The organism is Methanoregula sp., from assembly GCF_049690535.1.
In the GTDB taxonomy this organism is placed as follows: Archaea; Halobacteriota; Methanomicrobia; order Methanomicrobiales; family Methanospirillaceae; genus Methanoregula.
This window is the reverse complement of sequence record NZ_JBAVMX010000131.1, coordinates 1-13653: the sequence shown is the minus strand read 5'-3', so window position 1 is coordinate 13653 and position 13653 is coordinate 1. Positions and strand designations below refer to the sequence as shown.

Sequence of the window (13653 nt, the reverse complement as noted above, 5' to 3'; positions counted from 1 at the left end):
CTGTTTGTTGAAAAGATCTCACGTCTCCCCATTTTTCCTACAGGGAACGTTACTACTGGTTTGCTGTACAGGATCGGGTTGTTGGCGGTCGGTATGTCTAGTGCCGAGGAACCGTTTTTAAAAAATGACAAATAATGGTGTTTATCTTAACCTGCATCAACAGATCCAACCTGTTTCACCGCAGTTTTTAATTAGATCCTTGGGCAGATCGTTTTCAAAATAATTCCATATACTAATTTTAATGGCCCATAAACTGCACAATCTCTCATAAAAATGTAATTTTTCACTGTTGCGGTGTGAAAACATCGAGGTTAATACTCCCCATCGTTCCATCGCGGTGAATATAATAATCAAGGAGCCGGTTATCATTATCATAGAATGAGAACCAGTAATCGAGTTTGTAGGTCTTTTTATCATATCCCGGCAGAGATGGATAACTTTCTGTATCGTGAAGGATGATCACGCCCGGATGGTTTTCGGTCAGGGTCTTTTCATCTTCTACCTGGCCGTAGAATACGATCTTATTCCACCGATCGCCCCGGTAATACCAGGGCAGCGGCCAGTAATCCTTTGATGCGAGGACCACCTGACTGGAATTATCCATTATATTCATGACGTCCCTGAGATCCTCTGAGTTCTGTACCTGAACAATCGGTTCGTTTATATCTGCAGGGACAAATGCGACGTGCCAGGTCATCAGGGCCAGAAACAGGCAGCCTATAAGGGCAAATACAATCTTCTGCCAGTTGAGTTTGTATACGGCAACAAAACTCATCGGGAGCAACTGGTGGATGATCAGCCATGGCACTTTCTCACCAACATACGCATAAAATGCCATGGTCAGGATCATCCAGTAAATACAGAACTGGAAAAAGAAGTCTGATCGCGCATTGACTGTTTTAGAGGATTTGAGTTGGGTCAGGCTTGTTGCAGCGAGATCTTTTGTTGACAGTTCAAAATGCCGGGTCAACAGCCCGTTTTTCAGGCGTTTGAAGGTTAGAATTAGGTTTATGTCTTTGAATATGAACAGCAGAGTTCCCAGTATCGCAAGAAGGAAGATCGGTAGTTCATACAGCAAATACAATGGGATGTAGAAGTAGAACGGGCCTCCCAGACGCTGTTCGTCAGACATGGCGACCCAGTGATCAACTGCCTGGTACCATCCGGTTGAATTTATCTGGAAATTTTGTCCGACCAATGTCTCCGGATGCATCCCAAATGCTGAATAGAGGGCAACCAGAATCCCGATAATGATCAACAATCCGATCAGGAGATCCTGTTTCCATTGGGGGGGCAGATGGATGCGTTTTTTCCATATTGAATATCCGAAAAACGAGATAAAGATCAACAGTATGATCGGCATCTCCTCTTTACAGCAAAGCGCTCCCCCGGTTGCTATCGCCGCGATAATAACATACCGCAGCTGCCCACGCTCAAAATAATAGAGCAGTGCGACAAGGAGGAGCATCGTGAAAAAAAGCATGAAGATATCATGACGGAGGAACCGGGAAAAATATACCATATCTGGAGAAATGGCAAGAAACAGTGCCACCAGAAGCGTCTGTATTTTCGTGATATACCCAAGCCGGTAAATAAAGTAGACCAGTGGTACGAGCAGCGTCCCGAATAATGCCGGCAGCAATCGTGCTACGAGGTCAGACGCGCCAAAAACCGAGAACATCCCGGCAGTGACATAATAGAGGAACGGACCATGATAACTCGGGTCATAAACCCATGTCCCTTTTGTCAGGAGTGTATAAGAAAACCATGAATGGATAGCTTCGTCATGATGGAATAATTTGAGATCCAGTTGCCAGAATCTCAGGATAATTGTAAGGAGTAAGATTAAGAGAAAAACCCGCTCAAACGTAAAAATGTGTTTTATGTTATCGGTAAAAGAGGCGGATTTCTCCACGTACCGCACCTTCAACTCTCTAATACGATCTCAATACCGATATCCTTTGGAACCTGAATCCGCATCAACTGGCGGAGTGCACGCTCATCTGCGTCAATATCAATAAGTCTCTTGTGGACACGCATTTGCCAGCGATCGAATGTTGCTGTTCCTTCCCCATCTGGACTTTTACGTATTGGTACAACGAGTCTTTTTGTCGGGAGTGGGATGGGTCCAGCCAGATTCACTCCTGTGCGTTCTGCAATCTCACGGATCCTGTCACAGACCATTTCAACTTTGTTGAAATCTGTACCTGTCAGGCGAATTCTGGCTTTTTGCATAATGATCACTCCAAAAAATTATTTAATCATCTGTTTCGGCTGGATTGCGATGCACATACCGGCGGCAATTGTTGCTCCCATATCACGGACGGCAAATCTGCCCAGCTGCGGGAGTTCCTTGACATTCTCTATAACCATGGGTTTTGTTGGCTTAATCTGGACGATAGCCGCGTCCCCGGTCTTGAGGAATGTGGGGTTCTCTTCCTTGGTCTGGCCAGAGCGCGGGTCGAGTTTCTTCTTGAGCTCGATGAATGTGCATGCTGTCTGGGTTGTATGACAGTGGAAGACCGGCGTGTAACCAACGGTGATTGCACTTGGGTGCTGGAGCACGACAACCTGTGCAGTGAATTCATCTGCAACGGTCGGGGGCTGTTCAGCGGGGCCACAGACATCGCCACGGCGGATGTCGCCCTTGGCGATACCACGGACGTTAAATCCGACGTTATCCCCGGGTACTGCCTGAGGGATTTCTTCGTGGTGCATCTCGATGGACTTGATTTCACCATCTTTGTTTGCCGGCATGAATGAAACCTTCATACCTTTCTTCATGACACCGGTTTCGACACGGCCTACCGGCACCGTTCCGATACCGCTGATGCTGTAGCAATCCTGAATTGGCAGGCGGAGCGGTTTGTCAGTTGGCTTTGACGGCTCTTTGAAGGTATCCAGCGCCGAAATCAACGGGAGCCCTTTGTACCACGGGGTTTCAGGGCTGTTTACCTTAATGTTGGTGCCCTGAAGCGAGCTGACCGGGATAAAAAGTGTCTCTTCGGGCTTGTACCCGACCATTTTGATGAGTTCCGAAAGATCCTTCTTGACTTCGTTGAAACGCTTCTCATCGTATTTTACAGCATCCATCTTGTTGATGGCGATGATGATCTGCGTAATGCCAAGGGTACGGGCAAGGAATACGTGTTCCTTGGTCTGCTCCATGACACCATCAGGAGCTGCCACGACAAGGATCGCAGCATCAGCCTGTGATGCGCCGGTGATCATGTTCTTGACAAAATCTCTGTGCCCGGGGCAGTCTACGACCGTGAAGTAATACTTTGCGGTATCGAATCTCTTGTGCGCAATATCGATGGTAATACCTCTTTCACGCTCTTCCTTGAGGTTATCCATGACCCATGCAAATTCAAAAGTCGCCTTACCCTTCGATTCAGCCTCCTTTCGGTAGGCCTCGATAATGTGTGCAGGTACTGCACCTGTCTCGAACATCATCCGGCCAACGGTGGTTGACTTTCCGTGGTCGATGTGTCCGATAACAGCCAGATTCATGTGGGGCTTATCAGCTGCCATTAAATGTTCCTCCCATGTAGTAATTGTCCGCATACCGTCTGTCTATGCGAGTATTACATATATGAGACGCATCTATTTAAAGTATTTCGATTCCCTCTACCGTTTTTTCAGGTGGAAATCCATATCGATATTCTCATATCTTATGTTTGAATATTCTCTCTGTATGAAGACACTACCATTCCAGCGGGACACAACAAAAAACCGGGTGACTGTTGATTGTGCCGGGCGCCCTGTATCGGTGTACAGTTCATGCGCGTACTGCAGGCATTGTCAGGGTATCCGGACAGGAACCCGTCTGTCTCCATCACCTCAATTAAAAGCGCTCAATGAGATACGCCAACGGGGCGCTGCTGATGAAACGCTCATGAATGCTGCAATGATGTTCAATACGCTGGTACGGGACGGCATATCTGTCGAATGTGACGATGATAAAAACGAGGGTTTTCAAAAATTATATTAGGCAGATCTATAGACGGTTGTTGCTGCATTTTGTTTATAAATTGGCATAATCCTTTCCAAACCTTTATGCAATGGCGGCTATTCCATGCATTTTCACTCATGTGATTAAACCGGCGACGGGTAGAGTATATTGACATTCCAATACATCCTGTGTATGCCGATCCGTGATGATCCCCCCTTTTGAGTGACCAATGATACGTAAACATCGATCATGAGTGAGTGCAGGTAGTTCTTGTTGACCGTACTGGGACAGGAAAGTACGTTCGTGGTCAGGCCACCAGTACCAGCGCAACAATAACCAGTGCCCGGGTGATCTCATTTGCAGCTCCGACTACATCCCCATTGATTCCTCCGAACAGTTTTTCGGATACCACAAGGAGGAATGTAGGACACAGGATCATGACGATTCCTGCGGTTGCCAGCTGGAAAGGAGTTACCGGAAGAAAAACAAGTGGAATACACAGAAGAAGCGACAGGAATGGGAAGTAGGGCCGGGCAAACCGGTGGAGGTAACTGTGCATTCCCTCTTTGAATGGTGTCCCGTACGATGTAAGAAAGACCATGGAAAATTTCGCACAGACTTCCCCAATAACCAGTGCCGAAATAATGGATGCTGCTGCATGAAGACTGGCAAAGAGCAGAAGGGTGATAACAAGCCCGGCCGCAATACCCCCGGCCCCCACGTACCTGTCAGTGAGTGCCCGGATTCTTTTCTCATGATCCCCATGCGCCATCAACCCATCGCCGAAATCAAGCAGGCCATCGAAGTGATGTGCACCTGACAGGATTATGACTCCTGCGACAGCAATCACTGCAGCAAGTGTCTTATCCGTAATAAAATATACCGGCACTGCGACCAGGGCCGCAATGACGTATCCTGCAACCGGGTAGATCCAAGAATGGCGTGCGAAAAGCTCAAAATCCTGTGGCTTTCCCAGCGGGAGTATTGTTGTAAACTGTAAGAGCGATTGAACCGGTCTCATACGCATTCACTGTAAAGGCGAGATGTGCATCCTGCGATCAGGCCAGCTACGGCATCATCAAGGAATGGACCCAGGGTGGCGAGGATGCCGGGCTTTTTCTGGTCATACCTGGTGAACTCGAACCGGGCATACGTCCCACCGATGCATTCAGCAATGGCCATCCCGATGATCTCATCGCTCAATAAAAAGACCGGGTCTTCAGCAATTTCCGAATTTTTGCGTTTTTCGTAGAGCTCTTCTTCGAGTAGCACAGCACCAAGAAGCAGCGAGGAGACGTTTGGATCCTGAAGGTTTTTTTGTATTTTTGCTTTTATAATCATGGACGCCTGCTCTTCGGATAGCCCATGGGAGACGTAGAGTCCCATGGCAGCCTCTACTATGGCATCGATCGTGATTCCCTTATTTTCCAGACGTTCTTCGATCTCAAACATTTTAGAAATGTAATGGGGGTATCCTCTATTAGAGAGTTATGACACGATATGCCGATATGTTCAAACATAATGGATAAGAGATGACTTGAGTACACATGCCATTCCTTTCGGGTACCCCGGTCTTTGCGTGTAAAAAACCCATGTTTTGTGTAATCCTTGGGAATACAATGATCTCCACCATACCGGGTCTCTCCGGGGCCGGTCCGACTCCGGAAAAAACTCTTCTGACTCCCAATCTTGATGCCGAACTGGTAACAAGGGGCCGTATCACCAGCCTGCCGCTCAAACCAAATACTCCGACCGGCTGCCCCACCCCCGCGTCCATTACGCGGGCAATGATAGAACTGACCGGTGTTCCCCCGCTCTTTATCAATGCAGGGTTAAAACATTCGTTGACGGTCCCCTATCTTGATGCGCTGGGTGAGGTTGGCAAGGATCCACGGAATGGTGATGCCGTGCCTCTGGCAAAGGACCTTTTTCTCCATGGTCAGGAGATCGGCAAGATCCTTTCATGGTCAAGCGAGCTGCTCGTATTGGGTGAATGTGTGCCCGGCGGGACAACGACCGCGCTCTGTGTCCTCCGTGCTCTCGGATATCCTGCCACGGTCAGCAGTAGTTTTGTTCAGAATCCGGTCAGCCAGAAAGAATCGTTCTGTTGTCAGGTTCTGAAGGAAATTTCTGGCAGGAAGGTTACGGAACCTCTCGATATAATTCGATCTGTTGGAGACCCGATGATTCCGGTTGCAGCGGGTATTGCCCGGACCTATACCGGGACGCTGGTCCTTGCAGGAGGAACCCAGATGCTTGCAGTATGCAGTGTGATCAAGGCGATGAACGGCCCCATGCCTGCGGTTGCAACGACGATATATGTAAGGGAAGACCGCACCGCGAATGTGCAGGAACTTGCCGGGATGATGGGGGTTCATTTGTACTGTGTCGATCCCGGATTTGATGAATTGGGACATGAGGGCTTGGCCAGGTACTGCCACGGGGAGGTTAAGGAAGGTACCGGGGCTGGCGGGGCGATGTTTATGGCCTATATGATGGGTTTCACTCAGGATCAGATCCAGAAAAAGATCATTGAGACGGTCCGGGCGTACAGCTGATCAGGCTAAATACTCATTTTATCATAATTAGTTGAGAACAATGCTTCCCATCTGCGTAGTCAATAATTATGGGCAGTTCAACCATCTGATACACAGGGCACTGAGAGATCTGGATATCGAAGTGGCGCTGGTTCCCAACACGACCCCCAAAGAGGAGATTGCGGCAGGATATCGTGGAATTATTCTCGGCGGCGGTCCTTCAATCGAGCGTGCCGGGACATGTACTGAATATCTGGATCTGGGGCTCCCTGTTCTTGGGATCTGTCTTGGTCTTCATATCATTGCGAAAAAATTTGGCGGCGATGTTCATCCGGGGAAGTCCGGGGGTTATGGATCGATTGAAGTCAGCATTTCCCATCACGATGATATCCTCGCAGGGTATCCTGAAAAAATTCCGGTCTGGGCATCGCACGCTGACGAAGTAAGCAGGATACCAGAAGGTTTTACCTTGCTTGCCAGTTCCGGTATCTGTGAGGTGGAGGCCATTGCGTGTCCTCAAAAAAAGATTTACGGTCTTCAGTGGCATCCTGAGGTAAGCCATACGCTTGACGGGAAAAAAGTTTACGAGAATTTCAACGCGATATGTAATGACTGGTAACAGTAATCAACGATACTTTTTGAAATCTGCTCTCTTACGATCTGGTGACCCCCCGGGGTCCTTTCATTGTCCGCAAAAAAAGTAACCTCATCCCTCCATTTTTTCCTGATGGGGGCGGGACTGCATCTCCGGTAGATATTTGTTTTTCCCATGTATCGGGAGGTATGGTCGTTCACAGCTTATGGAGGAGAATACGGAGAAGTCCCGAGTTTTCATTTTTTCAGACAGGGGCTGTCATTCATCATTCTAATTACCTGGTACGGGACGTCAGTTTTTTTACAACCAAAATCGAATGGGTGATTATGATAGAGAGAACTGTTTCACGCGGACTGCTATTCCTGGGTTTGTTATTCCTTCTTGTGGTGCCAGCGATGGCGGATATTACTACAATTTCTCAGGGAAACACGGTATTCATCGGTGAGCAGAATCTCAACATAGCTGGTGCAATGGGGACTGACACGCAGATTGGCTGGTGGGCATCAGGTGCGGCAATAACCACAACTTCTCCCGCTCAGTTAGTTCCGGCAACATCGCCATTTTCAGTTGCTCCTTCAACGTTTGGGCAATATACCGGCGTGTGGTACCGGCTCACTTCCCAGGGGAAGCCGGATGGCGTCGCCTTTATTGTTGCCGACCCCTCCTTGGCTGTACGGGTAGAAGATACAACGGTGAATGTCGATGTCACCAACCAGTGGGTTCCCCGTGGGGACGATATCCGGTTCAGGATCGATACCAACCTCAATGTAATATCCACTCAACGAGGTACTCCCGTTCCAATAACGATAAAAGTTCAGTCCCCTAATGGAGGTGTTTATTCTGCCCTTGTTAATGATGCTGGAACACCAACGACCCTTGAAAATGTGGGTGTAACAACCTCGCCGTTCTATTATTTAACCACCCCGATATGGGATACCGGCAATGCCATTTACCCCGTAGGGTCATATACAATATGGGCCGAATGCGATGCGAACAGTATGAAGGATAATTACGATGTAACCGGTAAGACAATAAGCGAGCAAACCAGTCTCCTCGATCAGGATCAGAATCCATTAATCTCCGTGAATGTTCCTACAACAAGTCAGACAACCCAGAGTGCTATTACCTCTCCAACACAAACCCCCATAATCGTCACGACCACGATCACCCCAACCCCCACAGCTCCTCCACTAACTCATATTGCCACGACGCCCTCTGTTGCCGCAACAACCCTGCCAGTGACTACTGTTTCTAATTCACCCACGTCAGTGGAACCAACTACCACAAAATCAGGGGGATTTGGTGCAATTCTGACCTTGATTTCACTTTGTTCTCTCGCTGCTGTTACTATCCTTAAAAAACAGCATTAACCTGTTTTTCCCGATGTACATAACATTTTTATCCGTTGTTTCTCCATACCGATGTATGAATGTTGTAACCGCAGTTATCAAAGGACGTCACAGTGTGCGGAAGTTCAAACCGGATCTGGTTGATGAAAATTTCATCCATGATGCCGTTGAATGTGCGGTTCATGCACCAACCGCTATGAACTTTCAGCCGTGGCTAATTGGCGTAATACGCACAAAGGACCTGCTTGAAAAAATTGCAGATCTCACAGACCACGGAAAATTCATTGCAGACGCTGTAGTGTGTTTTGCTGTTTTTGGTGAGCGTAATGCCAAATATTATCTGGAAGATTGTTGCGCCGCCACTGAGAACCTGATCCTCGGACTGCAGGCCAATGGTGTGGGATCCTGCTGGGTTGCCGGGGATAAAAAAGAATATGCGGATGCCGTTCGCAAACTCCTGAATGTGCCGGAGAAATATACTCTTGTAGCGTTGGTTCCCGCAGGATTGCCACAGGATATTTCTCTTACCTCTAAAAAAGACACAAAGAACGTGGTATTTTTTGACAGATTCGTGCAGGCATAATTCCCCCTATCCATATTTTCCCCCTTGTTTTTCATCAGACTATTTTGACATCACATAGATTTTCTGACCTCGCAATCCTTAAGCATCCCCTGCATCCCATCATTATTTATGAAAAAGGTGGTTCTGCAGGTTGCACTTGATCTTCTTGAACTTAAACGGGCCGTGCAAATCGCACACGAGGCACTGGCCGGGGGAGCGGACTGGATTGAAGCCGGAACCCCGCTCATCAAGAGCGAAGGAATGCAGGCTATCCGAACCTTACGCGAGCAGTTTCCGGATACTGTCATTGTGGCGGATATGAAAATTGCAGACACCGGTACCATGGAAGTCGAGATGGCAGCAAAAGCCGGGGCCAGTATTATTTGTATTCTTGCAGACGCAGATGATGCCGTTATTGCAGAAGCCGTGCGCTCCAGTCGGTTGTACGGGACAAAACTGATGGCAGACCTGATCAATGTCAAAGACCCCGTTTCCCGAGCACGCACGCTTGAACGTATGGGTGTGGATATCATTGCCGCCCATGTGGGGATCGATCAGCAGATGATCGGTAAGTCCTCCCTCTCTCTTCTCAAAGATATTCGGGAAGAAATTTATATCCCGGTTGCGGTTGCAGGTGGACTTGATGCAGCAACTGCAGGTGAAGCCGTGTGTTATGGGGCAGATATTGTGATCGTTGGCGGCTGTATCGCCCGCTCTGCCGATGTAACCGGATCGACAACATTAATCCGCCAATCTCTAGATGCACCCTCCCTTCAGTCCACGGAAAAAATGAGTCTGGATGAAGAGATTCATTCGCTTTTTATGCAGGTGTCAACACCTAACATCAGCGACGCGATGCACCGGAAGGGTGCGCTCCCGGGGCTGGTCTCTTTCTGCGGCAATGTGAAACTGGCAGGTAAGGCCGTAACAGTACATACTATTGCAGGTGACTGGGCAAAACCGGTCGAAGCAATTGAGATTGCAGAACCTGGCAGTGTTATTGTGATTAATAATGATGGCTGCGTTCATGTTGCGCCATGGGGAGAACTGGCAACATTAAGCTGCACGAAAAAAGGGATCGCCGGTGTCGTGATTGATGGGGCTGTGCGCGATATCGATGACATACGTTCAATGAAGTTTCCCCTGTTTGCCCGGGCCATCGTGCCCAATGCCGGAGAGCCCAAGGGATTCGGAGAGATTAATGCAGAGATCCAGTGCTGCGGCCACTCTATTCATCCGGGGGACTGGATCGTAGGGGATGAAAGTGGTGTTGTGGTGATCCCCCGCGAACGGGCATATGAAGTTGCCCGCAGAGCGCTTGAAGTCAAAAAAACCGAAGCAAGGATCCGTGAGGAGATCCGTCGGGGCAGTACACTGTCAGTAGTTTCGGAACTGAGCAAATGGGAAAAGAAATGAGTGTGATTTTAATGAAAGACCGTACGCTCCAGCAGAATGGAACCCGATGAAAGGATTTTTTCAATTGCATCATCTACCTGATCGACGCGGAGGATGAGTACCGCGGCCTTTTTGCCCGAATATGCATAAGAATATTCGATATTGATGCCGGCGTCTCCCAGAACCTTTGCTATCTCAAAGAGTCCGCCGGGTTTGTCTTTCATCTGAACGGCGATCACATCAGTGAATGCGACGTTGAAACCAAGCGAGGACAATTTTTCATACGCTTTTTCCGGGTGATCTACCAGTGCCCGGATAACACCAAATCCGTTTGCTTCAGCAATGCTGAATGCAAGGATATTGACACTCTCTTCGCCCAGTGCCTGGGCGACCGATGCCAGTCTGCCCGGGCGATTTTCTGAGAAGATCGAGATCTGTTTAATGACATACTTTTTCGTGTCCATGTTATAACGCCCTCTTATCAATTACTTTCTTGGATTTCCCTTCAAACCGTGGTAATGATCCCGGCTCCACAAGTTCGACGTCCACGGCGACGTTCAGCGCATTCCTGAGTCGGTGTTCTACTTGCTGTCGGATACGCATCAGATCTGTAATCTTGTCACTGAATGATCCCTTGGTCAGTTCAACTCTTATGAGCATGTTATCCAGTGCGCCAGTTCGGTCAACAACGATCTGGAAATGCTGACCAACTTCGGGAATTGACATCAGGGTGTACTCAACCTGTGATGGAAATACGTTGATGCCCCTGATAATCAGCATATCGTCCACGCGTCCCTGTATCCTTTTGATCCGCGGGTGCGTCCTGCCGCACTGACAGATGTCTTCTTCAACCGATGAGATATCTCCGATACGGTAACGGATCATCGGCAACGCCTCTTTCTGTAGCATCGTGAGGGTAAGCTCACCTTTTTCTCCGGGTTCGAGTTGTTCACCGGTTTTTGGATCGATAACCTCCACGAGCGCTATATCCGACCATATATGGAATCCATTCTGTTCGGCACATTCCGTAAACATCGGCCCGGAGAGTTCACTTGTTCCATAGATATCATAGGCCTTGATCCCCAGCCAGTTTTCAATCCTGGTACGCATGCCCTCTGTCCAGGGTTCGGCCCCGAGAATCCCTGCTTTGAGGTGTGTGTCCGTTCTGATATCGATTCCCATCTTTTCTGCAACTTCTCCGATATGCAGCAGGTATGAGGGGGTACATGCGATTGCCGTTACTTCGAGATCCTGCATCAGTTCAATCTGGCGCTCGGTATTCCCGACACTTGTCGGGAGCACGGTTGCACCGATGCGCTCTGCCCCGTAGTGCATTCCAAGGCCACCGGTAAACAGACCGTACCCATAACTGACCTGGATGACATCGCCTCTGCCAAGACCAATCGCGGTAAGTCCCCTGGCAAGTGACGTACTCCAGATGTCGATATCTTTCTGGGTGTATCCTACCACCGTGGGCTTCCCCGTCGTCCCTGAGGAGACATGATATCGTACGAGTTCTTCCTGGGTGGCCGTAAAGATCTTGTTGGGATAATTATCCCGAAGATCCCCCTTGAACATAAACGGAAGTTTTGTGACATCCGATAATTCTCTGATATCATCCGGATGGACTTTCTGCTCTTTCATACGGTCATGATAAAATGGAGAGAAACTATAGAGCCGGCATATGAGACTTTTTAATAATTTATACTGCATCTTCCGGAGATCCACTTTTGGCAGTTCTTCAATCCTCGGATCCCAGAGCTGCATCAGATATCCCCCCGTCTGTCAATAACTCGCTTGGCTTTACCCTCGAATCTGGGCAGCGAACCTGGTTCGACCAGTTTTACCGTAGTTCTCAGCTCAAGGGTGTCATGCAGTTCTTTTACCACTTTTTTCTGAATCCTTGCGAGATCTGCAAGTTCCCCGCTGAAATGGCTCCTGTTGATCTCAACTTCCACCGTCATCTCATCCAGATGATTAATTCTGTCAATATATACCATAAATTGATTGCCTACTTCCGGGATCCTGAGCAGCACGTGTTCGATCTGAGAAGGGAATACGTTGATACCACGGATAATCAGCATATCATCGCTCCTTCCGGTAATCCGTGAAATCTTTTTATATCTGCCACAGAGACAACCGTCTTCCATGAACGAAGTGACATCACCGGTCCGATAGCGGATGAGTGGCATAGCCTCCTTGACAAGGGGTGTCACAACAAGTTCCCCCCGTTCCCCCTCACTAAGACGTTCCCCGGTTTCCGGGTTGATAATTTCGACAAGGTAACTGTCGTGCCATATATGGAGGCCATCCCGCTCGGGACATTCGAATGCGACCCCCGGGCCAAAAAGCTCGCTCAGGCCATACGAGTCGTACGCCGTAAGTCCGAGGCGTTTTTCAAGGGTATTTCTCATAGTATCTGACCAGGGTTCAGCACCGAAAATACCGGTTTTCAGACTTTCAAGGGATTCGCCCATTTCTTCGGCGACTTCTGAAAGATGCATTGCATAGCTTGGTGTACAGTGGATAGTTGTAACTCCGAAATCGCGGATCATTTCAATTTGCCTGCGGGTATTTCCAGTCGCGCTCGGAATAACGGTCATCCCGATTTTTTCTGCGCCGTAATGAAAACCCAGTCCTCCGGTGAACATCCCGTAGTTAACCATATTCTGGAATACGTCGTTTTCTCCAAGACCAATCATCGTCATATTGCGGGCGATAAGGTTCGCCCATGTATCCAGATCCCGATGAGTATATCCCACAACCGTAGGTTTTCCGGTGGTCCCGGATGTCGTGTGGATTCTTACAATCTCCCGCGTCGGAACTGCAAAAAATCCGAAGGGATACCCGTCACGGAGATCCTGTTTTTTCGTGAAGGGAAGTTTCTGGATATCATCAAGTGTTTTGATATCAGATACCGCTATTCCGGCATGGTTAAACTGCTTTTTGTAAAATTCAACCTGTTGTACAGCGTGAAGGGTTTTTTTCAGGCGTTTAAGCTGAAGAGTTTGGAGATCCGCGGGCTTCAGCGTTTCCATTTTTTTGTCCCAGAACATCCGCAACACCTGTTATGCTATTGCATGACACTATATCTGTGGCACGTCATATCCTTTATACCTCATCATTCATATCCCCAGTACTTCTCTCAATTATCCCACCCATTATGGGATAAAACCGCCCTGCCTTCAGACATACGGTCTCGCCCCTCAATCCAAGGCCGAAATGGGCTTAATTTCCCATCAGGGTCCAGCGGTGAACAC

13 protein-coding genes are annotated in these 13653 nt (G+C 48.5%); 5 read left to right on the top strand and 8 right to left on the bottom strand.

The genetic code is table 11. The features are described 5' to 3' along the window. Window positions 1–283 precede the first annotated feature (283 nt). The 5 genes from WCE46_RS10420 to WCE46_RS10400 all read right to left on the bottom strand — a co-directional run bounded on the left by WCE46_RS10420 (window position 284) and on the right by WCE46_RS10400 (window position 5407). Window positions 284–1915: a flippase activity-associated protein Agl23 gene (locus WCE46_RS10420; RefSeq protein ID WP_424733656.1), complete on the bottom strand. Its 1632-nt coding sequence runs from the start codon at window positions 1913–1915 to the stop codon at window positions 284–286. A gap of 11 nt (window positions 1916–1926) precedes the next feature. Continuing rightward, window positions 1927–2235: a 30S ribosomal protein S10 gene (rpsJ, locus tag WCE46_RS10415; RefSeq protein ID WP_424733654.1), complete on the bottom strand. Its 309-nt coding sequence runs from the start codon at window positions 2233–2235 to the stop codon at window positions 1927–1929. An 18-nt stretch (window positions 2236–2253) separates the two neighbouring features. Continuing rightward, the gene (tuf, locus tag WCE46_RS10410) at window positions 2254–3534 is read right to left on the bottom strand and encodes a translation elongation factor EF-1 subunit alpha (RefSeq protein ID WP_424733652.1); all 1281 of its coding nucleotides are present in this window, start codon (window positions 3532–3534) and stop codon (window positions 2254–2256) included. 728 nt (window positions 3535–4262) lie between these two features. Further along, a complete protein-coding gene (cobS, locus tag WCE46_RS10405; RefSeq protein WP_424733651.1) occupies window positions 4263–4976 on the bottom strand; it encodes an adenosylcobinamide-GDP ribazoletransferase in 714 nt (237 codons plus the stop codon). Continuing rightward, on the bottom strand, window positions 4973–5407 hold the full coding sequence (locus WCE46_RS10400; RefSeq protein ID WP_424733650.1) for a phosphatidylglycerophosphatase A: 435 nt from the start codon (window positions 5405–5407) through the stop codon (window positions 4973–4975). Before WCE46_RS10400 ends, cobS begins: the two co-directional genes overlap by 4 nt. A 95-nt stretch (window positions 5408–5502) precedes the next feature. Between WCE46_RS10400 and cobT the strand changes: the two genes are divergently transcribed. The 5 genes from cobT (at window position 5503) to WCE46_RS10375 (ending at window position 10414) form a co-directional block, all read left to right on the top strand. Continuing rightward, window positions 5503–6513 carry a nicotinate mononucleotide-dependent phosphoribosyltransferase CobT gene (cobT, locus tag WCE46_RS10395; protein WP_424733649.1) on the top strand — a complete coding sequence of 337 codons (1011 nt, stop codon included), beginning with the start codon at window positions 5503–5505 and terminating at the stop codon, window positions 6511–6513. A gap of 40 nt (window positions 6514–6553) precedes the next feature. After that, complete coding sequence (locus tag WCE46_RS10390; protein WP_424733648.1) at window positions 6554–7111, top strand: GMP synthase subunit A; 558 nt, start codon at window positions 6554–6556, stop codon at window positions 7109–7111. Between the two features lie 164 nt (window positions 7112–7275). Beyond that, entirely contained in the window at window positions 7276–8457 is a 1182-nt protein-coding gene (locus WCE46_RS10385; RefSeq protein WP_424733647.1) for a DUF3821 domain-containing protein, read from the top strand. Window positions 8458–8512: 55 nt separating this feature from the next. Beyond that, window positions 8513–9019, top strand: coding sequence for a nitroreductase family protein (locus tag WCE46_RS10380; RefSeq protein ID WP_424733646.1), 507 nt, complete (start codon window positions 8513–8515; stop codon window positions 9017–9019). 108 nt (window positions 9020–9127) lie between these two features. Further along, window positions 9128–10414 (top strand): bifunctional hexulose-6-phosphate synthase/ribonuclease regulator, encoded by a 1287-nt coding sequence (locus tag WCE46_RS10375; protein ID WP_424733645.1) that lies wholly within the window; start codon window positions 9128–9130, stop codon window positions 10412–10414. Between the two features lie 8 nt (window positions 10415–10422). On the opposite strand, the gene WCE46_RS10370 is transcribed toward WCE46_RS10375, so the two are convergent. Genes WCE46_RS10370 through WCE46_RS10360 form a run of 3 tightly spaced genes read right to left on the bottom strand, consistent with a single transcriptional unit; the run spans window position 10423 to window position 13449 of the window. Beyond that, window positions 10423–10857, bottom strand: coding sequence for an ACT domain-containing protein (locus WCE46_RS10370; protein ID WP_424733644.1), 435 nt, complete (start codon window positions 10855–10857; stop codon window positions 10423–10425). 1 nt (window position 10858) lies between these two features. Next, window positions 10859–12160, bottom strand: a complete 1302-nt coding sequence (locus WCE46_RS10365; RefSeq protein WP_424733643.1) for a phenylacetate--CoA ligase family protein — start codon at window positions 12158–12160, stop codon at window positions 10859–10861. Continuing rightward, entirely contained in the window at window positions 12160–13449 is a 1290-nt protein-coding gene (locus tag WCE46_RS10360) for a phenylacetate--CoA ligase family protein (protein ID WP_424733641.1), read from the bottom strand. The genes WCE46_RS10365 and WCE46_RS10360 overlap by 1 nt, the downstream gene beginning before the upstream one ends. Between the last annotated feature and the right edge of the window lie 204 nt (window positions 13450–13653).

Excerpts from the sequence above, each read along its gene's own strand:
- rpsJ (WP_424733654.1), bottom strand. The coding sequence starts at position 2,235 with ATGCAAAAAGCCAGAATTCGCCTGACAGGTACAGATTTCAACAAAGTT.
- tuf (WP_424733652.1), bottom strand. The coding sequence starts at position 3,534 with ATGGCAGCTGATAAGCCCCACATGAATCTGGCTGTTATCGGACACATC.
- cobS (WP_424733651.1), bottom strand. The coding sequence starts at position 4,976 with ATGAGACCGGTTCAATCGCTCTTACAGTTTACAACAATACTCCCGCTG.
- WCE46_RS10400 (WP_424733650.1), bottom strand. The coding sequence starts at position 5,407 with ATGTTTGAGATCGAAGAACGTCTGGAAAATAAGGGAATCACGATCGAT.
- cobT (WP_424733649.1), top strand. The coding sequence starts at position 5,503 with ATGCCATTCCTTTCGGGTACCCCGGTCTTTGCGTGTAAAAAACCCATG.
- WCE46_RS10390 (WP_424733648.1), top strand. The coding sequence starts at position 6,554 with ATGCTTCCCATCTGCGTAGTCAATAATTATGGGCAGTTCAACCATCTG.
- WCE46_RS10385 (WP_424733647.1), top strand. The coding sequence starts at position 7,276 with ATGGTCGTTCACAGCTTATGGAGGAGAATACGGAGAAGTCCCGAGTTT.
- WCE46_RS10380 (WP_424733646.1), top strand. The coding sequence starts at position 8,513 with ATGAATGTTGTAACCGCAGTTATCAAAGGACGTCACAGTGTGCGGAAG.
- WCE46_RS10375 (WP_424733645.1), top strand. The coding sequence starts at position 9,128 with ATGAAAAAGGTGGTTCTGCAGGTTGCACTTGATCTTCTTGAACTTAAA.
- WCE46_RS10370 (WP_424733644.1), bottom strand. The coding sequence starts at position 10,857 with ATGGACACGAAAAAGTATGTCATTAAACAGATCTCGATCTTCTCAGAA.
- WCE46_RS10365 (WP_424733643.1), bottom strand. The coding sequence starts at position 12,160 with ATGCAGCTCTGGGATCCGAGGATTGAAGAACTGCCAAAAGTGGATCTC.
- WCE46_RS10360 (WP_424733641.1), bottom strand. The coding sequence starts at position 13,449 with ATGTTCTGGGACAAAAAAATGGAAACGCTGAAGCCCGCGGATCTCCAA.